Origin of the sequence: Shewanella gelidii (assembly GCF_014647855.1) — a bacterium.
Taxonomy (GTDB): Bacteria; Pseudomonadota; Gammaproteobacteria; order Enterobacterales; family Shewanellaceae; genus Shewanella; species Shewanella gelidii.
Genome location: NZ_BMPZ01000001.1, coordinates 666,009 through 688,230 on the forward strand (window position 1 = coordinate 666,009; position 22,222 = coordinate 688,230).

A 22,222-nucleotide genomic window follows, 5' to 3' on the forward strand; every position below is an offset into this window, starting at 1 on the left:
TTGCGAAGTTGAATTCCGCTCAAACCACTATTCAAGCTAAGCTATGCAAGCCAAAGCTCAACATCACGAATAATAAAGTTCCCGCTAAAATCGGGGTGCGGCTCACCTTGAGGTTCAAGTTCAAAGTAGCGTCGATGTTCCTCCGATAAACCATCATATTCACCAATCACTTGATACAACCAGCTTTCAGTATCCCAAGGCAATTGTTGCTGTTGATGATAACTCAGTGCCGATTGGCTTCTACCCGTATCAATCACTTGGCAAAAATACTCTTCAACCGCAAGCTTCAATGGATTATCTGGGATGTCAAAGTCTTCCGCTTGTTCTAACGAAACCGCTGAACTCTCCAGTGGTTGATGGGGGAGCACACTGCGACTAATGCTCTTAACTTTAGAAACCAACGCCAATAACTCTGCTTCTTGGGTGGTATTTCTAACGTCAACAGCGGCTGGTTTCAACAAACCTTCCGCACGATTAAATAGTTGCGGCACCTTATTGTGCGCCACATGATCCACAGGGCGGTAGTCAGGGTGTAAATTATTGTAGAGCAACCAACCTTTCAGTAATCGCGTTCGGCCGCGGATCTGCCTAAAGCGACCAAGCAGCTCAAGTAAGCGGCCTTGTACCACGCTGAGTTCTTGAGTGCAGTCACTTAAGCTCTCTTGCAGCGTAGTAACAAGTAATCGTCTTAACTCTCGAATATCCCCTGCAATCTCTGCCAGCTCGCTAAACTGAAACAGTTCCAAACCGTTGAGCAATTCAGAGACTTGGCTTTGCGCTAACTCATTTTCTCGGATCTTCGCCGTCAAACTGCCAACATAACCAAACTCATTATTAATTCGGCTCCACAGCACTCGAATCGAATAACGTAAACTATCGGTAAAACTGTACACATGCTCACTGAGATCGGCTAAATACGCCTCAGCGGCACCATAATCGGTGTGCTCACGTGCTTCTTTATAGTGATTGGCTAACGTTTTAATCGTGGCAAGCGAAGAACCAACATTGGCATCAATCTGCCGATTGCGTTCGTCGCTTAAACTCTCTTCTAATAAGGCGCGAATTGAACGTTTAAGACGAAGTTCACTCTCTGGATCTGGCCGCCATAAAATGCCACTCTGCGTCAGCTTTTCCATCACCACGGGATCCCGACCGTCTTCCGATATCGATCCCGCTAGATAAGCATCCATCACCAAATCGGCATGTCGTGCAAGCTGTTTGAATAGCTTTACCCCTGCGTGATGTAGGTTACTGCTCATAGCAAGTCCTTTTGGCTCGCGGTTTCTGCTTGCGCTTCTAAACTCAAGCCTTCGGTCTCATCAATAAAACGGATCACTTCGTATAGGTAATCAATTTTACCTGTCGCGATATAAATCTGTTTCTCACTATTTGGGCGTGATAGATAACCAAGCTCTAGTAAACGTTTAAAAATCAGTTTTATTTGTGCTTCACTTTGACTACTCGTAGAGCCAAATAGCCGATAATGACTTAACTTTGCAAGCTGCTCCTTAAAAGCTGGTGTTTCATCAATGCGAGCTTGCAATTCAATCAAACGAATTGCGGCGCCTTCAGTTAAAGGCGCATCTTGACCGCTTGCTTCTTGGACTAAAACCAGCCATTCCACTAATGGTACGAGACCATTGCAGATATCTCTAAACTGAGACGAAATAACCTTACGTTCTGACTCTCCGAGGTGGAGGTAGCCGCAGAAAAAGACCTCGCCTTCGCCTGCACTGGCTAATGTTCGGTTGATTTGATTGAGAAACTGCTCAATATAATTGCGTGTGCTACCGCTCTTCAGCGCTCGCCACCCTTCTTCATCGGTGGTTCGACAAATAAACTCCCCCTGCAAAAGGCGCTCAATCAATAGGCTCGTTGCTTGGTGCGGGGTCGCTGAGCTTTGACTCTGTTGAATATCTGACATTACACGACTTCCTTATCCACACGTTGACCAAGCTTGGCTGCAATTGGGTTCACCTTGGGCTTAACCACCTGAAGTTTGCGAGTTTGCTTGTTAATGATATAGCGGTTACTAAATAAATTAAGCACGTCTGACTCTGGGTTCGGAAAAGCGCCGAGTACGGAAATGTTATTATTCTCACAAGCATCAAAAATTTTCTTTACGTTGCCATGATGCAAAGTGCCTAACTCATCGATCGGCCAATGAATGGTGACGTCGGCTCGCCCCCTGAGCAAACGGGTAAACGCGAGGAGGAATTTACATAAAATCAAATAGGCCATGCCATGACTTGAAGACTCATTCAACTGACGATCGGTACGGATCACCAGATCGCTCTCACCTTCTTTCAACCTGAGTTCAATTTCGAGTAGTTTCGCCACACCGCCCGATAAAGCGGCGCGGCCAATAATATCCAGCGCTCTGCGCATGCTCGTGGTATAGCTTTCATCGGGCAAGCCAGTAAAGCCATCAGCTTTCCAGCGTTCAAAGGCATTTACAAACTGCTCTAATTCAGGCCAAAACTCGAGCTCACTAATACGAGAGCGAATTTTAACAGCCGACTCTGATACACCATCAAGGAATAGCTCTTCGCCAACCTCATGGGTGATCCGGGCGCTTTGACTAGCAATACGACGGTCAATATCAGCGAGTACATCATAAAAAGCAGTGAGATCGACGCCGAATATTCGCCCTTGCTCGCGAAGCGCTGTCATCGATTGCGGCACCATAACATTGAGAAGCTTCTCAAGCTGGGGGACGAGCTTGCGATAATCTAATAAGGGGATCCCTTTATCGGTAAGATAACTCGACTCTTCCCGTGCACGCTCCCACGTTTCAGCCAGACTGGAGCCTGACTTGCTCGCGATGACACTATCAAAATGTTCCACATACTGCTTCACCGAGCCCATTAAGTAGTCTCGTTTCAGCAGCAGTTCTTCACCTTGGCGTAAGCGCTCACCTAAATGGCCTTGGGCTTGCTCTGTGCTGGCTGATAGCTTTAGTTCCGCTAACTTGCGCATAACACTGCGCAGCTTGGTCAAGTTTTCTGAAGACTCAACCTGTGCAGCATCAGATTGTTTACGCGCACTTTCAAGCCGCTTGCGCTCCGCTTTCATTTGGTGAGTTGCCGCTTGTAGCTGCTGCTCTAAATCACCCACAGCAAGTTTTAATTCGCTGAGCTTTTCTTGCAGCTTAGGCTTACGTTGCATCCAAGTATGTTGGTACCAATCATCGTATCGAAGCACATCACTGCGACGTTGTTCAGTTTGGCTAATTTGCGTTTCTAACTGGCGTATTTCACCTTTCAAGGCAATAATTTTGTCTTCATCGACGCCACGAGACTTCAACTCATTTTTATACCAAGTTTCACATGCTTTTTGCTCGGTTTTAGCATTGCTACGGCGCTGTTCAATGTTGCTTTTTAATTGAGCAAGTTGGCTTTCAATGGCGCCGACGACTTCTTGCCAGTGGGCATTTTTCTCCATTCGCGCTTCTAGTGCTTGCTCTTTTTGTTCTTCAAGCCAAGCCTGATGTTGCGTGAGAATTTGCTTTTGCTGGGATTCTATCTGCACTAAGCTTTGTCGCGCGGCTTGCTTGCGATCGGATAAAGCTTGATTAACTTTCTCTTTTTCCGCGCGTTTTTCTTCGAATAAACGTCGAGAATCTTCTCTGCTATTTTTATAAGCAGTTCGAGCAACCGTCAGCTCTCGATTCATTTGGTCTAACGCGGTATTGAGAGCAATCAGTTGCGACTCGGCCTCTGATTGCAGTGTTTGTGCATGATGCAAATTTGTTTCTGCTGTCGCGAGTGACTGTCGAAGATCTTGCTCAGAGCGGGCATATTCCGGCAATTCAATGGCTTTGAGATCAAGGAGAACGCTATAGAGTGACGTTTGCTGTGCTTGGGTCAAGCTTTGCGCCAGATGTGGATGAAGATCTGAACGATACAATAAATCAGGGTGGATCACCTTACCCAGACTTTGCTCCCACTCAGGTATTTCTTTGCGTAAAAACTCCAATAAGGTGTGCGACTGCGGAAATAGGATCTGCTGCAGTTCTTCTACCTGAGTTTGACGTTCAGTCACTCTTAGGCTGGCAAGTCGCAAGTTTTCATTGGCTTGGTCACGTTGGGCTTTTAGTTTTCTTTCTTCGCGAGTGAAGCGTTCGACTTTGTCATCACAAGCTTGTTGCTCCTCTTCAGCCAACGTAATACGCTCATCAAACACTTCAAGCGCAAGCTTCTCTTCCGACGTGTAAGTTAGGTTATCGATTTGCAACTGATGGGTTTGCGCTGACAATTTTAGCTCATAGTCTTGCTCACGATATTGCTGCTTCTGAGCTTCAGCTTGCTCTCGCCATTGTTGCTCAAGTTTCGCCATATCTTCTTGCGCAAGCGCTTTTTGTTTATCTTTAGCTTCATGCAGGCTTTCTTGTTCTTGATGCAGTTTTTCAAGCTCTCGATGCAATTGCTCTGCAATTTTACTACGACGTGCGTTGTAAGCGGCCTCCACATCCTGATGCTGCTCGGTCTGTAATTTATGACGCTCGTTTAAGTTTTCAAGATCGCTGCGCCAATTCGGCAGCTGCTCCAGATTAAGCTTTGCTTGCTCAATATCCGCATCAAGAAACGCATAATGCTGGCCTTCAATGGTATCGAGCTCGTCTTCAATCGCTGAAACATCACTCCGTGCAGCCGACAACTCACCATTGAGATAATCCCGTTGCTCTTTCCAACCCTCATCCAGTTGTTTTAGCGCCAAATTATGTTGTTTAGATTCGCTTTGACTCAGCTCCTGACGCGCCACTTCGGTGCTCTCATCTTCACGATAACCTTGGGCTAATGAGGCAAGTCTTAGTTCAGCACTTTGTAGCTGATTAAATTCCTGTTCTAGCTTTTCAAATTCTGGACGAATTTCTTCAAAACCCTGAATTAACTGACTTTCACGGATCCATGCTTCAACCCGCTGCGGGTTAATTCTCGAACTGGGTGGGTTAACGCCGTCTTCTTCAAGAATGGCCGCAATCATGGACTTGACCGTTTCCATTTTGCCCTCTTTCGAGTGCACAGCTTTGGCAAGTTTTTCTATATGCCGCAGTGAATGCTCGGCATCGCATAATGAAAATTGTCGTGCATACTGGCGCAGTTCACTGCGATTACCGCCTGTACCTTGTAAAGCTCGATCATTCTGGATAATCGCACGAAACTCTCGGGTATTAAGAAGATTGGTGTGTGCCACTCCCCCGCGCTTCATAAACCTTCCGAGTTCGGCCATGGTTAAACAGGAAATTTGGTCACCCTGTTGAGACTTAATATAATCCGACAGTTCAAAGCCTTTGGCGATAAATCGATAGTTCACGCCCTTGCCATCTCCGGCCGAAGCAAGCACCGCCTGATATAACAAACCATCAGCTTTGGTATATTCATAAATGATATAGCTAGATTCATGGGGCAAATACCATCGCTCGAAACTATCCCGTGTCGAAGGCACGACACGACTTGGATATTCGCCATAGAAAACCGGCACCAAGCGCTGCAATGTTGTTTTACCGGAGGCATTGGTGCCACAAATATTGGTGTGCCCATTCAAGGCCAATTCTACGACGCCCGGTAAGTGGGTATCGATCAGCACAATACGGATCAAGCTAGACATGTTATTCCTTATCCAAACCTTGTCATTCATGCACGGAATTATCCGTGAAATTCAAGGCATAGACTCAACAGAAAGATAAAAATTGCCAATAGGTTAATAGATGCAATCTATATAGGCAATTACCCCCAAGCAAAGGGCAATATTAGCGGAAAATTGAAGCAAAAAGAGCAGGGAGAATGCACAAATTGTACAAAAATTAGCACATTTGAGACGTGGAACGCTGACATCTCAGCAAGAAATGTCAGCGATAGATGAAAACGGAATGAAGTTTACAGCTTGCGAGACTCATAAAGGTCACACAAACCTTGTATTTTCTCTTCGCATAATGGACGCAAGCCACTCATCACCAGTGTTTTTTCGCCCGTTCCCACAAGCTTCCCATCACTGTGAAGCTCAAAACTAAGCGTGACGTCACCGCGTTTGCCATCCACTGCCAACTTTTGGTCGACCAAGGTTAATTCAACTTGATCAAATTCAAGCGTATTCAGATCGAAAGACATACTTTCGTAAATCACCAATGGACGCGCTGGATTGATCATCACTTGATGTTGTTTCATCAGTGGTACCAATACATGGATAAAGTTCAGACCAGAAAATGCAACATAACTGCGGATAAACGATTCAATTTGAGTCTGGCAAAATGCGACTTCACCTTGGCGCTCTACGCTCAGATAAAGCTTGTCGTTGTTGTCGCGAATATCAAATGCTTCATTGACAGGATCAGGGAATTGCAGCTGAACGCCGGTACCCACCATACCTGCAAAACTAAAACGCATTTTTTGGCTTAGCCCATATTCACCGAGCACTAGGGAAAAGAGCAAATCTCCTGGCACACAAAAGCGTTTTGCACCCACATCATGGATTGGGTTGTAGTCTTGCGCGACACCTTTGGCGAAATCACTGGCTTGCTCTTGGGTAATGCTAATCGCTTGATTTTGTTTTTGGTAGTAAGAGGCTAAAAAAGTATTCACGCGGAGATAGATCCAACAGTTAAAAATAAACGCGCAGTCTATCTCAAAAAGCGACTTAAACTCACCCGATGAGTTAAAAAACACGCAAAAAAACGTGCTTAGTCTTAGCTAGTTCAATAAAAACAAACCATTACACTCACATCTTTTTTACATCAAATACCATGAAGATTTGTGAGCCGCTCAACAAAATTTAGTACAACATGACGCATATCGATAATCTAAGTGAGAATTGTTTGCATTCCCATGCGCAGATGTTAAGCTTCTGGGCAATTTATACCGACTAACAATAAAATTCGGAAAATGATGATGAAAAAAACACTTCTTGCAAGCACACTATTCGCTTTATTTGCTAGCCAAACCGCAGTAGCAGATACAGAAACCCAAGAGCTACGTAAAGTTATCGAACAACAGCAAAAAGTCCTTGCTGAACTAGAGCGTCGCCTAGAACAAACTGAGCAACGCGTTGAATCAACTGCTGACGTAGTAGAGCAAACTGCTGCGAAAACATCTTCAACGACGATTGGTGGTTATGGTGAACTTCACTACAACAACATCAAGAACAATCTGAATGACAGCACCAAAAAAGAATTTGATTTCCATCGTTTCGTACTGTTCTTTGGTCATGAGTTCAATGACACAACCCGCTTCTTCTCTGAATTAGAAGTTGAGCATTCACTTGCGGGTGAAGGCAAAAATGGTGAAGTTGAAGTAGAGCAAGCTTACATTGAGCATGACTTCAGCCAAAACGCTTCAGGTAAAGCCGGTTTATTCTTAATGCCTGTTGGTATCATGAACGAGACCCACGAGCCAGATACGTTCTACGGTGTTGAACGTAACCCTGTCGAGAAAAACGTTATACCAGCCACGTGGTGGGAAGCCGGTCTTGCACTGAACTATCAAGCAGCTCCTGGCCTTGGTTTTGATTTTGGCGTGACTTCAGGTCTTAACGTCCCAACTGAAGGTAGCAAAGCCTACAATATCCGTAGCGGTCGTCAAAAGGTTTCAAACGCTAAAGGTGATGACTTAGCTTACACCGGTCGCGTGAAGTACACTGCGATCCCAGGCCTAGAACTTGCTGCATCTGCACAGTACCAAAGCGACCTAACTCAAGGTGCCGCAAGCGACACTGCATCTGCGGTTATGCTGACTGCCCATGCGATATACAGCATTGAAGATTTCACCGTAAAAGCTTTATACGCTCAGTGGGATATCGACGGAGCAGATGCTGAAGCATTAGGTCGTGACGAGCAAAACGGTTATTACATCGAGCCTTCTTACCGCATCTCTCCAGAGTTCGGTGTATTTGCTCGCTACAACGAGTATGACAACGCAGCTGGTAACAGCGATGATACCAAAGTGACGCAAACCAACGTGGGCTTGAACTACTGGTTACACGAGCATGTTGTCTTGAAAGCAGATTGGGAACAGCTTGGCGGCTCAAAAGATTCAGACGGGTTTAACCTAGGTGTTGGTTATCAGTTCTAAGACTGACGACACTTAAAGTCAAAGCAGGGAGTGCTATTTCGATAGCGCTCCTTTTTCGCTTTTTATTACCGAAGCAAATGTGGGCAACAAAACCGCATTGATTCACAAAGGCATGGACAGGCCTGAACCACTTTTAGAGAGAAATTTGATGAGATTGATCCATCTACTTGCAGCATTTTTCTTATTTACCTTATGCATGCCACAGCCGTTCGCTAAAGGTGTCTACCAAACCAAGAGCGATTTTGTTTCAACGGCTTTTGCTGGTGAGTCCCCAAAGCCCAAAGTGCTTTGGATCAATGGCGAAATTAAACCCAGTATTGAAGCTATCTTAGCGCATAAGTTTAATAAACTACGCTTAAAGTATTGGCAGCAAGCCGACGAGTCTGTTTGGATTATGAACGAAATCGGCAAAGAATCGCCAATCACTGTCGGTATTCATGTTAAGCAAGGTAAAATAGCAAAAACTAAAGTGCTAGAATATCGAGAAACCCGTGGTGGTGAAGTTCGTCATGACTTTTTCACCAATCAATTTATTGATGCCCAATTACAAGCCGACCACCAACTAGATAAACATATTGATGGCATCACCGGAGCAACACTCTCGGTTCGCGCTTTGACAAAGCTATCGAGAATTGCACTGTATTTAGACGGGTATATTCGACAACAAAACGCAAACTAAGGTAAATCACCAAAACGAATGGCAGCACCGATATGACCCGCAGACACCCAAACCTTAGAGTCAAGCTTCTTCGGCTACTTCGACCGTGGCATCGTCGCATTGGGATCTTGAGTGCGCTATTTATCTTATTGCTTGCAAGTACTGGCATTCTTATCAACCACAGTCATGATCTTGGCATCGATCGCAGCCATGTTCACAGTGAGTGGTTACTAGATTATTATGGGATAAAACCGCCGCAGCAGATCAATGTCCTGCAACTGACACCGCAACTGATTGCGGCAGCTGACAATCAACTCTGGTTTGGTTCGCAACGGATCATGGATTCTGACTCAAGCTTTGTTGGTATCGCCACTTTTGAGCAAGGCTATGCTATTGCCAACCAACAAACCATCACGTTACTTAGCCTCAATGGCCAAATCATCGAAACTCAAGATTCTAGCTCTGGCCTGCCTGAGCAAATCACAGCCATTGGCACGTCGGGTCAGCAAATCTGGGTGCAAGGTCAACAGCGTCTATTTCTAGCAGATCAAGACTTCATCGAATGGCAGCCTGCAACACCGCTTGCTCCTATCGCATGGTTTTCGGCACGACCTCAGCATCAATTAGCTCCGCAGCAACGCGCTACAATAAACCTAAATACTCGTGCCATGCACCTTAGCTGGGAACGAGTCCTGCTCGACCTGCATAGCGGTCGACTATTTGGCGACCTTGGGCGTTGGTTTATGGATCTTGCAGCACTGGCTTTAATCTTTATATCGGTCACAGGCTTTGTCATTTGGTGGCAGCAAAAGCCCGCTAAGCACCCGAAGATTAAATAACTCCCTACTGACTACATTCCTTTCATCCAAAAAAATGCCTTCACAAGTGATGAGAGTACAAGTGAAGGCGAAACGAAGAGATCGGTTTGCAAAAAACTGCGAGCTCACTGGTTCAATATATAAGCCGCAGCTTGTTTTAATTTAGGATTATTGGGATCAGAGATATTGGTGGTCCAAACTTTATTCCCCCTGCGATCGATAAATACCGTCGTCGGAGTACCAGGCACACCATAGGCTCGTGCCGCGCTTTCCCCGTGGATCAACGTTGGAAAGGTAATACCTCGTGCTTGCAGTACATTCTGAGGCTCGGCACCTTCATCTTCATTGAAACTAATCCCCAATACAGCAAGGTCAGTATCTTGATTATCTAAATGAATTCTCTCCAAACCAGGCTGCAGCTTTTTACAATATGGGCACCAAGTTGCCCAAAAATGTATGATGAGCGGCCGACCTTTATAATCTTCTAAGGTATGCACTTGCCCTTGGGGATCAGCCAAACTAAAAAAGGCTGCCGCTTCAATTTCTTTTGCTTGTGCACTACCTAGCCAACTGATACTGAACACAAAAATACTTGCGAGCGTTGCTTTCATCCAGCGCATTGAATGTCCTCTTTCACATGATTACAAATTGTCGATTATTGAAAGAGACCGCGCGAGTGAAGATTTTCATTCAAAGAAGTGTGCAACATTGAAACGAGCGACGATATACACCGCCCAAACTTTAAAAGGTGGCGATGTAGAAATGGAAGAAAAGGTAAATATTCGGAGCGCTAAGCGTTTCAATCACACAAGCATTGTGCCTAGGTTTGATTACGACGTTTAGCGTGGTACATATCTGAATCCGCTTTTGCGACAAGTACATCAGCAGGTTGAGGGCTGTCTAGGTCTAGACTGCTAATACCGCAGCTAACGCGCATTTCATAGGGTAGGCTTTTATCCTTGGCCATTAGCTGTAGTTCACTATTAATCAGCTGACAAAGCGTCGTGACTTTATCCTGCTCGCAGCCTTTAAATACAACGACGAACTCATCTCCGCCAACTCGGCATACCTCATCTTCTGCACGAATATGGGTCTTAATCGCTTGCACAACATGGTTAATATACTTATCGCCCTCGGCATGGCCAAAATCATCATTAACATGTTTAAGCCCATCGAGATCGATGTAGCAAAGGCACAAAGGTAAACGTCTTTGAACACACTGACGCATCGCTTGACGCAAATACTTTTCAAAGTAACTTCGTGTTTTAGCGCCGGTCAGGCCATCTGTAACCGCTTTCACAGACAAACGTTGATTGAAGCGATTTTGCAGCTGAATTTTAAACCACTGGGACACAATTAAAACTAACAAAACCAAAATCACTAACGTGACCGCAATAATGTACTTCTGGTAACGTTCAAAGAAATCTATATTTTGGTTGAGCACCTTAACATCTGGCTGATACTCCACTTCCTTTTTCACAAACCGCAATAACTGTGCTTCATCAATTGTGGGTTGCACTGGGCTGCGAGTCATCACGGGAATATTCGCTGCCGACTGGCCACCTAAAATGCGCAACGCCATAGAGCCTGCGGTTCTTCCTTGATCAAAGCCACTGGTCACCACACCAGCAACAATTCCTTCACCGGCATAGAAATCCCAAAACCCAAGGATTGGACGATTGGCTTTTTGATGAAGCATCCGAATACTGCTTTCATAACTAAAACGGTGGTTGTTTTTATCCGTTGTAAACGACATGAGCAGGATGAGCGTGTCATCATCTAGCTTGGCGACTTCGTGCAAAAGTTGTTGCATCGATTTCGCGCCAATCTCAAACACCTCTAAAGATTTTGGTAACCGCGGCTTCACCTTGGCTAGTTTGAGACTGTTAGCTCTACCTGACGTTGTCTGATCGTTAATCACATAGAGCTTACGTGTTTGCGGAAATAACGTCAGTCCCATATTAATCGTACCAAGAATATCGTACGACTCTGTCACGCCTGTAATGTCCGCCAAGCTCATTTTTTTTGGATCTTGTAGGTAGTTAACTCCACAAAAAACTATCGGCACACCGGGAAACAAGACATTGCGGTAACGTTGGGCAAACTGAAATGCGTTGTCATCTGCCACCATGACCACATCAAGCTCTTGTTGTTGGTACTTATTTTTATAAAGGAGCAATAAATCGTTGATATAAGATTTGTCGTTATAGCGCTTGGTATCCATAAACTCAGTGGATACCTTTATATTTTGATCCGATTTCGAGAAGGTATGCCTGACACCTTCCACAATCGATTGACTCCATTTGTCTTCGTAGGAGTAAGACAGCAGCATCAACACATTGCGATCGGAGCTGTAATTAATATTTTTAACCACAGCGTTTTTAGGGACATCGCTAATCGACAAATTAAAGCGTTGCAGTTGGCGATAATCCACCAACATTTGGTTCCCCCCTTCATTTTCAATGGCGATATCACTCGGGTCTGCCCCCAATAAAATTTCTACCGCCATATCACCTGCGGCTTCCCCATGGAGATAGCCAGAGGTCACTTGCCCACCTAAAATGCCATGATTAAAGAAGAAGTCCCAAACACTGTAAATGGGTACGCTAGATGCTTGGCTCAGCCGAGATGCGGTCACTTCTGGAGGGTAATAAACGCCTTGATTGTCTCGGATATAAGCAAGTAGCAATACAATGGTGTCATCTTCTAAATCGGCAATTTGATCTTCAATGGTCGCCAGCGGTTCATCTTCAAGCTGAATGTATTCAAATGGTTGCTCAAGCTCGGCAATCAATTCCTCAAACAAAGTGCTCGCGAGACGCCCCGTGGTACTTTTATCGTTGATAACGACGACTTTCTTAATGTTGGACTGTAAAGTTTTGGCAAGCTCAAGGGTTGCCTGAATATCCAGATGCTCCTTCACTCCCGTGACATTGCCAGCATTATTTTTCTCATCAATAATAATTTCATGGGTGCCACTGTAGACCACTGGAATCGTCGATGGGAACAAATGGTGGTCACGGATCAGGTTTATGGCATTGTCATCACTCGCCACAATCAGATCATAGTGTTCGTGTGCAAATTTTTCTTGGTATAAAGACGTGAGTTTGCCCATATAAGTCGGCGAGGTATTTCGTTTTGTATCCATATATTCAATGGATATCTTGGCATTAGGAAACGTATGATAAATCGCACTTTCAATGCCACTAGTGACTTCATCCGACCATACATAGCCTTTATGGTATGAATTGATAATAAGTACTTCGGGAGAAACTTTGTCGATGACTTGCGCGGCGAGCGCTTGAACCGAAAAAAAGCAAAGCAACAACCATGACAGCGCGATCACTCGAACTGTGCGAATAGAGAATTGTTTGAAATTATGCGACTCAAATGGACAAGTCATCGTCATAAACAGCTTCTGGCCTGCATTCAACGGTTCCAATTCGTTCCTAGGTCGGTTTCTTCACAACGTCCAGCACAAAAGGAAAATGCTGTACGAGATTACATTTAACTTGCTCACTAATTTAGTTTTTCATAAGTAAAATCAATGACCAAACACCAAGCTTACTCACTACAATACTTTATATCTTCAACTAATGCTCATCATAACAACATACCTAAAAAGTAATGGGAGCCATGCAACAATTTCTATACCGAATACGGTACGCCATTCAAAAATCTTTATACGTAAATTAAAAAAGTATTGCCATTGAACAAGCTTAGCGCATCAATAGAAAAGCTCAATTGGAGTTTTCTCATGTTCTTAAATGACTTAACGAAGCCAATCCAATAGTTGAGACTGATAGCTCAGGAGTAATAATTGCTCGGGCACCTGCTCAATTGTAGAAGACGGTAATAACTCGACTAGGCCCAGTTCCCGCACCCAATAATCGGGGATATAGGCCAGCGCTTGTCCACTTTTTATCAATTGCCCCATGAGTCCATAGTCATTGACTTCATAGACAATATTCCTCGGATACTGACGCTCATCCCAGCCATCGCACCCCATCCCTCTGGGCTCTCCGCAGAATGGTGATAAACTTGGTGCGACCCAATCTGCAGCCATCAATTCATCGATATCCACCACGACTCGACTGTGCCGCATGTTTTGAACATGATTCATCAGGTCATGGCCGAGCTTATGCTGTGATTTTTGCTGCTGGCACACTAATGGGTGATGACCAGCTGCAGCAACTTGCATGGTGACATTCCCCAGTGGAAGTCGATACACATTTTCAGGGATTTGCGCCAATAAACTCGTGGTCACGATAGCAAAATCAGCCGTGCCATCCAGCAAGCTTTGTAATGCTTGGCGCTCAAACACCTGCTGATATTGAAGCCTCGCACTAGGTTGACGCTGTTTCACCCCTTTGGCAATCACACTCGCCCATTTAAACAGCAGGATTGTCGGTGCGGCGATACGAATCATTTGTTTTGCCGATTGCCCTTTAAAAATGGCTTCCGTTTGCTTGGTTTGGTTGACAATCAACACTGCTTGTTGACGCAGCACTTGCCCCTGTGTGTTGAGCACAATGCTCTTCCCCACCCGGTCGAACAACAAAACGCCTAGAGAAGACTCTAATCGTTTCAACGATTTAGAAATAACACTGGCGGACTTATCCAATTGCGCTGCGGTTTGTTGCATATTCTCCGTTGCAGCCAACTGTAGAAAAATCTCAAGATCTTTACTATTCATCGATAGGGTTCGCTTGTTACTGTTGAATAAACAATCTAGAGCGCTGGCTTCAACTCCCATGGTCCATTCCATGAACCCGGACGAGTTCCGCCATCACCATTTCCAATGCAGAAACAATACCACACAATATGGAATTGATCAGGAAACAATAACAGCGCAAAATCTATGAATTCAATCCTGTTATGGCGCTTTGCAAATCAGGAGTCATCCCCCTAGGAACACGCACAATGAAGTACATCGCTCTGGTTTTTTGCCTATTTATATCTGCAGCCGCAATGGCCCAACCTCATCAGCATCCACAAGAGAATAACCACCATCATGGGGTGCATACATCGGCGATCGGGATTCACGGGATGGCACTATTCGCTGTAGATGGTCAGTTTTTTGCTTCACATATGCCGTTAGCTAACTCGATACATTCACATCAAATTATTTTTTCAATAGAAGTCAATGCAACCGCACTTGAACAAATGCAAAAGCTAGATCGCGAACAAACGCTATTGTCTATCGTGCCAGAGCGGTTTGACTTGGTAGCACTGATGCAAGGCAAGTTAACTGAATTTAGAGCCGATGTTTATCGCGGGCATTTTGAAAGACAAGGCAAGAAGCAGCTTTCTGAAGTCATTATCAAGGTAGATAAAATCCTGTTATCTGAATCTCTTAGCCACAAAGAAAACGGATTCTTTTATCATATCCCACTCAATTCACGATACGCATTAGCGGTTCATAGAATTAGCCAATTGCCTAGCTATGATCAAATCCTATTGCTTCAAAATTCTGAAAAATTGGCTAAGGAAAATCTAAGCAATACTCGCCTTCAATTAATCCCTCTCGCCGATCAACAGCCATATTCGCCGCAAAAGCATCATCCCCAGCTTCCCAAAGGCTACATGATTAAGAAACAACTTTATTTAGAAACCCAAGATTTCCAAGTTAGATAATGCAACAATTGACCGAGTAAAAACGCAACAAAAAAAGCTGCATCACTGCAGCTTTTTCAAGTCGCCCTCAAAAATTTACGTTCTACAAATCTAACCCAACGAGTTCTGCGCCCTCAAAGCTAACAACAGACAAACGCTTATCATTGAGTAACCCATAGCTTGCTGGATGACCATTACGAGGGATCGCAACAGAGCCAGGATTAAAGTCGATTTGCTCACCTTTGAGTTCAGCAACCGGTACATGAATGTGCCCACATGCAATAATATCCCCAGCAGCTAAAACCGGATGATTGTCGATATTGTACGTATGCCCATGGGTTAAGAATATTCTGCGACCACTTGGCAATAACACTAAGTTATAATCTGACATCATTGGAAAATGTAACAATGCTTGGTCAACTTCACTGTCACAGTTGCCACGAACCGCAATAATCTTAGCTGCATATTCGTTCAGTAAATCAGCCACAGCGATGGGGTCATACCCTGCAGGTAACGCATTTCTAGGGCCATGATTCAGCACATCGCCTAAGATAATCAATTGTTGAGCACCACTTTGCTCAAAAGCCTCAATCATACGTTTTGCGCTGTGTACACAGCCATGAATATCCGATGCAAAAAAGAGTTTCATAGTTCTATAAAGTTGCGATTGATTTATAAGTCTCAGTGTAATCGAACTCAACCCTGGTTGCTGTGAGCCGATTCAAGTTGAAACAAATGGACCTGCAAATAAAAAAGGCCATGCAATTGCATGACCTTTCACAATAAATTCAAAATAATTTTGCCTCAATTATTGGCTCAAGGCTTTTGAATCAACATTGAATCGATAGACTTCATAACCATCGATTTTCTGTTTCAGCGCCATAACCAAATCCGCATCGCCATTTAAGTACCGAGCCTCAATAGCATAAGTCACAACGACCGACTTAACCCCATCACGGGATTTCACCGTGTTCACAGATTGAAACTCCGGATCTTCAATCGAAATCAATGGTCCTAGCTTTTTCAATGAATTCATCATGGTTAAAAAGTCGTACTCTGAGATACTGACGAGCGTCTCAGGAGCCATGTATGACTTCATCACATCAGCATCCCATTTCGAAATTTCAGGGATAGCTTGACGCATATAGGGCTTGGCTGTCTCATCATAATTTGCCGCTTGATACCCTGCCCAAATTCTCACACCAACAAAAAGCAAAATTGCGGCCACGACCATAATCGTTACCATTTTCACGTTTTTGACTTTTCCGGTTTCAGGATCGAGACCAAACCCCATACTCAAACGCTGGCTGGCACTTGGTTTTGGGCCAATATCCTTACGTGCTTGGTAGTTTTTGTTCTTTTTGCTTTTGTTCGCCATAGTTTACCTTGCTGTTTTTTAGAGCCACTTATACATGACCAATGCATCGACATAACCAAGACTTGGGTGTTCAAATGCTTTGGGCAATTGTCCAACAGTTTGAAATCCTAATTTATGCCATAATCGCACGGCTCCGGTATTTGTAGAAGCAACAAAATTGAATTGCATCGCTTTATATCCCAACTCTTTTGCAATAACTTGGGAATGCTCACACATTGCCGTCGCTAAACCTTTACCTTGATAGTCTTGAGCAACCATATAGCCGCAATTACAAACATGAGCTCCCGGACCAGAGTGATTTGTTTTCAAGTAGTAAGTGCCTACAACTTGACTACCTTCCACTGCAACAAAGGTTTTTCGGGGTGTATCTAGCCAAATTTGTAAAGCAAGTTGCTCATCGGTATTGGTCGAGAATGCATAGGTGTCTCCAGCCTCAGCGACCTCCCGAAATATTGGCCAGATGAACTGAAAATCAGCTTGGGTTGCTTCACGAATAATCACTAACCACTCCTTGAAAATGCTTTCGGTCAAACCACAGTATTGAGCATATCACAGCGGCAAAAAAGAGACGTATTTGCGCCCAAAAATCTTGATTAACGATAAGCAAACAAAAAGGAACGACAGTGCGCGATATGCGGTTTTAAATAAACCAATGGTGAATGGCTGGAGTGAAGCACTCCATTAATCAACATGACGCTTCGGTGAGTAGCGCTGGTTTAGCATTAATAAATGGAGAGCCTGCGAGTGCTAGACTGCACCCATAGCAATGAATACTGCCATCGATATGATATCTATTTTGAACGCCCGCATTCGTGAGCGGTTTGCGTTGACTTTTTAGTCGTCTTTTGTTGCCAAAGTACTCTAACGAGACGTTTAAACCTAAAAATTCAATGGAGAATGCTAATGCAATAAGCCAAGCATATTGCATATCAACTTGAACCTCACATTTTCAATTTTGTTGATACCTGCAATGCATCTGGAGTGACATCAAAAACAGCAGCGAGTGCTTTAAAATGATGCTGACAAAATCGCTATGTTTGTAATGCTTGAGCGCGCTGAGTTGTATACTTGGCATAGAGCATGAGTAAAGCGACGCCAATATACATCGTTAAACCGTACACACCTGCAACGATAGCATAGCCCGGTTGTTGCATAATACTCAGTGCCACCAGCATGGCCATCGTCGAGTTTTGAACTCCAATTTCTATCGCTAAAGTCAAGCCGTCTCGCTGTTGAAGGCCGCCAAACTTAGCCAGCAACAACCCAATCACAATTGAGATTAAGTTAAGCCCAAGACAAGCAACAACAACATCAGAGAAAGAGTTTTGCAGCACTTCAAGTTCTTGTGCGACCACGCCAATCACAAGTAGGACTAAAAATACCAAAGCTAAACCTCTAAATATGGGTTCAACCTTCACCGCCCAATAGCGAGCAAGATGACGAACCACCATGCCACACAATACTGGCAACAGCGTAAAGACAAACAATTTCAGCGAAATAGATAACAAAGAATATTGCTGGGATGCGTGCTCAACAAAAAATACGGTCGCTAAATAGATGATAAATGGCGCCGTCACGATACACGCTAAGGTACCAACCGCTGTAAGGCTCACTGACAAGGCCAAATTTGCTTTCGCTAAATGACTGAGCACGTTGGACATACTGCCACCAGGACACGCGGCGAGTACCATGACGCCCATGGCTAGCTCAACCGGCAATTGCAGACCTAAACAGATTAAAAAGCCCAATAAGGGTAAGCAAACTAACTGACCAAACAAGCCCAGTATCACTGAGCGTGGCGCCTGCCAAACCCGCAAAAAGTCAAAACTAGTTAGACTTAATCCCATACCAAACATAATAAAAGCCAGTGCAATAGGTAGAAGTAATTCAGTCAGAATTGAACCGCTCATCTCCTTTCTCCTTACCCATAACTCACACTGACGACAGTTTGATTTCGTTGTCCAAATTTAATCAAGAAAACTTGGATCTTTAGCCAGAACCACCTGAAACATGGGTTGAAAGTTACCCCAAGTTACCATTTCAGAAGCATTCACTTCGCGGGTATGCATAGCAATTTCATGGGAAATCGTTTTTAGTGAACCCGCTGCTTGTGCCAATAGCTGACTCTGACAGCAACTATCCATCATGACAAAGTTCGCAGCCGCAGCATCAACACTTTTCCCGACGGTTAGCAAACCATGATTTTGCAAGATCACAGCTGTATGCTCCGCCAGCGCCGCAGCTATCATGTCTCCCTCCGATAGCTCAGCAACGACGCCAGTAAAGGTATCAAAGACACTGTGATTGTCGTAGAACATACAAGCATCTTGCGAAATAGGTTGCAACGGCAGACCTAAGGCAGAAAATGCTCGACCATAGGTTGTATGCGCATGGGCCACCGCATTGACATCTGGCCGGGCTTGATGAATCCGTGAATGAATCGCGAAAGCGGCATTATTAATGGCGTGCTGACCCTCAACAATCTTGCCTTGATGATCAACTCGGACTAGGTCTGAAGCCTTGATGAGTGAAAAATGAATTGCTAAAGGATTCACCCAGAATGTTTCCGGCTCAATACAGTCCCTCAATGTAATATGGCCCGCAAGGCCTTCATCAAAGCCAGCATGGGCAAACACTCGAAATGCAGCAGCTAACCTTTGCTTTTCATACTGACGCTGCTGGAGTGGGTCAGAAAACACCGGCGGCATCGGAACCGAGTGCTGTTCGCTGCCAATCGTCATTTTTTTAATTTGCTCATCAACACTCAACATCAAGATCACCTTTTTAATATTTTTGCGACATTGACCCATAAGTTATCGAGGAATAGAATTAGTACAAATGATATTGATTTATAAAAAAGTATAAATATGCTGCATAGTAAGATCGATCTGAACTTGTTTTTAGTATTGGCCACTGTCTATCAAGAGGGCTCAATTACTGCTGCTGCACATCGCCTTCACCTGACTCAGCCAGCCATCAGCCATGCATTATCACGATTGCGTAAAAAATATGATGATCCGCTATTTATTCGACAGGGTCGAAAAATGATTCCATCGGCACTCTGTCAGCAAATGCTGCCAGATGTCGTCGCAGCACTACAGCTTTTGAATGGCACATTTACGTTGCCAGCAGAGTTTGACATGACGAAGCAACAAAGAACGGTCAAGATGGGCATGCGGGATATTTTAGAAACCACGTTCTTCCCACAATTAGTCACTGATTTACAAACAAATACTCCAAACATTGCCATCAACAGCTTTCAGGTCAACACCCAAGATTTCGATCAAGCATTGATGCAGCAGGATGTCGATATGATTATTGACGTGCTAACACCGACACAACAAGAGATCCGCTCCCAGCTCATCTGTAATGAAGGCTTTTCTCTCGTGTGTCGGACAAACCATCCGATCTTGAACGATCTTAGCCTTACAAGCTACGCATCGGCTACCCATGCACTCGCCGCGCAGAAAGGGGCGAAAGTTAATATCGTTGATATGGCTTTAGCACAACATCAAATCTCGCGAAATATCGCACTGCAGTGTGAACACTATATCGCTGCTGTGAGTGTCATAACCCGTTGCGATATGATCATGACACTCCCCAATACTTATGCGCACTTCTTGCAAGGAAAGTTCCCCATAGCCATTGCCCCCTTACCTTTTGAGGTTCCCCCGTTACCCATCCATCTCTATTGGCATCAACGCGCCGAACTGGATCCAATTAATAACTGGTTACGAGAAAAAATAATCAATATTGCAAAGGAGCGATTTGGCTCCCCCGATGCATAGGCAAATGAATACTCAACTCGCAACGAGAATTCTTAGAATTGGTGCTTATGGGTAGACAGTTTATACAACACAGGTACAATTCACCGGCTTGCAACCCATCAATGACGAAGGCAAATCCATGGCAAAAACGGCAGCTGCACTGCATATTTTGGTAAAACACAAAACACTTGCAGAAGACCTCATTCAACAGCTTAACAAAGGTGCGAAATTCGACATGCTAGCCAAGAAACATTCAACCTGCCCTTCAGGAAAGAAAGGGGGCAGCCTTGGCGAATTTAAGAAAGGGCAGATGGTGCCAGCATTCGATAAAGTTTGCTTTACTGGTGAGCTTATTACACCACACTTAGTCAAAACTAAATTCGGCTGGCATGTCATCAAAGTGTTATACCGAACCTAAAATTTACGCCGCATTTCAAGCAGAGCGCGCCGAGCAAAGCACACGGTTCAAGGTGTGTTTGCTGGTCGATGTGCTCTTCTCTCAAGCTGTAGCGAAACCTTCTAAGCTTCAGCTTGTTCGACGATATACGCAAACAGGGTTTCGACGGATTCAGACTCCATATAATCGGAAACATCCTGAATCACTAACCACAGCGCATATGCCAAAACGATATTTCTAATCACGCGTAGCATCTTGCAAATACTCGATATGTGGTGGCTATTTTATGTACAATATAGATCAGATTTTTGTCAAAAAAAACTGTCAATATAATGCCGTTTTCGCGTCAAATTCCCTTCTTAAATCATAGTGATACAGAGTGTCGCAAAAATGTTTTCGCATCATTAGGTTAGGCAGGGCATGCCACGAAAAAGCCTTAAAATTGACACAGAAATTACGGCTTTACCCAAGGCTGCAGCAACCTCTAAAGTGCTAAACGCGAATAATTCAGTGGGTATTGCTCTAACGGTGAACACCGACAGAGCGTGGGAAAACAAGCGGCATAATCACCACTATTTAGCGGTATTTTTTATAGATACGTTCAATGGTTCCGTCTTTCAACAACTTTTTAATCGCCTGATTAAACCGAGGAACGGCCTCTTGTTTATTGGGGTGAAAACGAATCATCATGTCCAATACATGATAAGGCTTTCCTACGGTGAGCTGGTCAGCGAGCTGCTGCTTTTGAATCTCATACTGGGCAAAATCTTTATTGATAAGCACTTGTGCTAAACGCTCAGCCAATAATAGTTGAACCAGCTTATTTTCATTTTCAAAAGGAAGCGCCCGAATACGACCATCTTCGAAATACGGTGAATACTTTGGGTAATAGTATCCATTCACCACACCAATCGATTGACCTAACAGGTCCTCCGGTGAGTCAACGGGAGTATAGTGATTCTTATTAAACAAAATGATTTCTTCTGCCACTGTATATGGAATGCTATAAATCCCTGGCACTGAAGACACACCTCGATAGGCCGGATTGGTCATCGGCTCAATATCGACTTCGCCAGCTTCAAATTGATGAAGCGCCCGCTTAAATGGCACTCTGATATACTCAAAATGGTCACCAGTTTCTTGCGCTATCGCACCAAAAATATCTCGAATTGTTCCACTTTTTGTGTCGCCTTGGGCAAAAAAATAAGGTGGAAAAGAACCGGTATGCAGCATCACTCGAAACGTTTCAGCGACACATTGCGATGAAAAAAATGAAACCATCATCAAAATAACTGTAATCGGTCTCAATACGACTGTTTTCATTTCACATCCCCTAGGGATTCGCTAACGAGCATTGTTCATTCAATCATAGCAACTTCCCGCAATGCCCTACAAACTTGAACTCAAAATAAAAACAAGCCTTTATCGTTTCAAATGAATCATTTCAAATGAACCAATTCAAAAAAGCCAACATATCGCGAGTAATCAATCATGCTCTATGCAACACCGCGAGACCTTCGGC

20 protein-coding genes are annotated in these 22,222 nt (G+C 44.2%); 6 read left to right on the top strand and 14 right to left on the bottom strand.

The features are described 5' to 3' along the window. Positions 1 to 41: 41 nt before the first annotated feature. The 4 genes from IEY18_RS02890 to IEY18_RS02905 form a co-directional block, all read right to left on the bottom strand. A complete protein-coding gene (locus tag IEY18_RS02890; RefSeq protein WP_188917584.1) occupies positions 42 to 1,259 on the bottom strand; it encodes a phosphoenolpyruvate carboxylase in 1,218 nt (405 codons plus the stop codon). Continuing rightward, positions 1,256 to 1,924 (bottom strand): hypothetical protein, encoded by a 669-nt coding sequence (locus IEY18_RS02895; RefSeq protein ID WP_188917586.1) that lies wholly within the window; start codon positions 1,922 to 1,924, stop codon positions 1,256 to 1,258. The genes IEY18_RS02890 and IEY18_RS02895 overlap by 4 nt, the downstream gene beginning before the upstream one ends. Then, entirely contained in the window at positions 1,924 to 5,610 is a 3,687-nt protein-coding gene (locus IEY18_RS02900) for an ATP-binding protein (RefSeq protein WP_188917588.1), read from the bottom strand. Before IEY18_RS02900 ends, IEY18_RS02895 begins: the two co-directional genes overlap by 1 nt. 269 nt (positions 5,611 to 5,879) lie before the next feature. Further along, positions 5,880 to 6,581, bottom strand: coding sequence for a DUF3581 domain-containing protein (locus IEY18_RS02905; RefSeq protein WP_188917590.1), 702 nt, complete (start codon positions 6,579 to 6,581; stop codon positions 5,880 to 5,882). 300 nt (positions 6,582 to 6,881) lie between these two features. On the opposite strand from IEY18_RS02905, the gene IEY18_RS02910 reads away from it, so the two are divergent. The 3 genes from IEY18_RS02910 (at position 6,882) to IEY18_RS02920 (ending at position 9,563) form a co-directional block, all read left to right on the top strand. Then, entirely contained in the window at positions 6,882 to 8,066 is a 1,185-nt protein-coding gene (locus IEY18_RS02910) for a porin (protein ID WP_188917592.1), read from the top strand. Positions 8,067 to 8,214: 148 nt separating this feature from the next. Then, positions 8,215 to 8,745: an FMN-binding protein gene (locus IEY18_RS02915; protein WP_188917594.1), complete on the top strand. Its 531-nt coding sequence runs from the start codon at positions 8,215 to 8,217 to the stop codon at positions 8,743 to 8,745. 32 nt (positions 8,746 to 8,777) lie between these two features. Continuing rightward, the gene (locus IEY18_RS02920; protein ID WP_188917596.1) at positions 8,778 to 9,563 is read left to right on the top strand and encodes a PepSY-associated TM helix domain-containing protein; all 786 of its coding nucleotides are present in this window, start codon (positions 8,778 to 8,780) and stop codon (positions 9,561 to 9,563) included. A 104-nt stretch (positions 9,564 to 9,667) separates the two neighbouring features. On the opposite strand, the gene IEY18_RS02925 is transcribed toward IEY18_RS02920, so the two are convergent. The 3 genes from IEY18_RS02925 to IEY18_RS02935 all read right to left on the bottom strand — a co-directional run bounded on the left by IEY18_RS02925 (position 9,668) and on the right by IEY18_RS02935 (position 14,298). Continuing rightward, positions 9,668 to 10,162, bottom strand: a complete 495-nt coding sequence (locus tag IEY18_RS02925) for a TlpA disulfide reductase family protein (protein WP_188917598.1) — start codon at positions 10,160 to 10,162, stop codon at positions 9,668 to 9,670. Positions 10,163 to 10,362: 200 nt separating this feature from the next. Then, complete coding sequence (locus IEY18_RS02930) at positions 10,363 to 12,984, bottom strand: ABC transporter substrate binding protein (RefSeq protein WP_188917600.1); 2,622 nt, start codon at positions 12,982 to 12,984, stop codon at positions 10,363 to 10,365. Between the two features lie 330 nt (positions 12,985 to 13,314). Beyond that, positions 13,315 to 14,298, bottom strand: a complete 984-nt coding sequence (locus tag IEY18_RS02935) for a LysR family transcriptional regulator (protein ID WP_188917602.1) — start codon at positions 14,296 to 14,298, stop codon at positions 13,315 to 13,317. 167 nt (positions 14,299 to 14,465) lie between these two features. Here IEY18_RS02935 and IEY18_RS02940 point away from each other — a divergent pair, with 167 nt between their 5' ends. Next, positions 14,466 to 15,179, top strand: a complete 714-nt coding sequence (locus tag IEY18_RS02940; protein ID WP_188917604.1) for a hypothetical protein — start codon at positions 14,466 to 14,468, stop codon at positions 15,177 to 15,179. Between the two features lie 82 nt (positions 15,180 to 15,261). Here IEY18_RS02940 and yfcE read toward each other — a convergent pair whose 3' ends face one another. The 5 genes from yfcE to IEY18_RS02965 form a co-directional block, all read right to left on the bottom strand. Continuing rightward, positions 15,262 to 15,807, bottom strand: a complete 546-nt coding sequence (yfcE, locus tag IEY18_RS02945; RefSeq protein ID WP_188917606.1) for a phosphodiesterase — start codon at positions 15,805 to 15,807, stop codon at positions 15,262 to 15,264. Positions 15,808 to 15,966: 159 nt separating this feature from the next. Then, positions 15,967 to 16,536, bottom strand: coding sequence for a hypothetical protein (locus IEY18_RS02950; protein ID WP_188917609.1), 570 nt, complete (start codon positions 16,534 to 16,536; stop codon positions 15,967 to 15,969). An 18-nt stretch (positions 16,537 to 16,554) separates the two neighbouring features. Then, positions 16,555 to 17,037 carry a GNAT family N-acetyltransferase gene (locus IEY18_RS02955; protein WP_188917611.1) on the bottom strand — a complete coding sequence of 161 codons (483 nt, stop codon included), beginning with the start codon at positions 17,035 to 17,037 and terminating at the stop codon, positions 16,555 to 16,557. A gap of 530 nt (positions 17,038 to 17,567) precedes the next feature. Further along, a complete protein-coding gene (locus tag IEY18_RS02960) occupies positions 17,568 to 18,446 on the bottom strand; it encodes a bile acid:sodium symporter family protein (protein ID WP_188917613.1) in 879 nt (292 codons plus the stop codon). A 57-nt stretch (positions 18,447 to 18,503) separates the two neighbouring features. Further along, positions 18,504 to 19,307, bottom strand: coding sequence for a class II aldolase/adducin family protein (locus IEY18_RS02965; RefSeq protein ID WP_373290701.1), 804 nt, complete (start codon positions 19,305 to 19,307; stop codon positions 18,504 to 18,506). A gap of 96 nt (positions 19,308 to 19,403) precedes the next feature. Between IEY18_RS02965 and IEY18_RS02970 the strand changes: the two genes are divergently transcribed. After that, on the top strand, positions 19,404 to 20,324 hold the full coding sequence (locus IEY18_RS02970) for a LysR family transcriptional regulator (protein ID WP_188917615.1): 921 nt from the start codon (positions 19,404 to 19,406) through the stop codon (positions 20,322 to 20,324). A gap of 118 nt (positions 20,325 to 20,442) precedes the next feature. Next, positions 20,443 to 20,721, top strand: a complete 279-nt coding sequence (gene ppiC, locus IEY18_RS02975; RefSeq protein WP_188917617.1) for a peptidylprolyl isomerase PpiC — start codon at positions 20,443 to 20,445, stop codon at positions 20,719 to 20,721. A gap of 101 nt (positions 20,722 to 20,822) precedes the next feature. Here ppiC and IEY18_RS17450 read toward each other — a convergent pair whose 3' ends face one another. Together IEY18_RS17450 and IEY18_RS02980 are read right to left on the bottom strand one after the other, a co-directional pair. Beyond that, a complete protein-coding gene (locus IEY18_RS17450; RefSeq protein ID WP_268244242.1) occupies positions 20,823 to 20,945 on the bottom strand; it encodes a hypothetical protein in 123 nt (40 codons plus the stop codon). A 331-nt stretch (positions 20,946 to 21,276) separates the two neighbouring features. Next, a complete protein-coding gene (locus IEY18_RS02980) occupies positions 21,277 to 22,023 on the bottom strand; it encodes a substrate-binding periplasmic protein (RefSeq protein WP_188917619.1) in 747 nt (248 codons plus the stop codon). Between the last annotated feature and the right edge of the window lie 199 nt (positions 22,024 to 22,222).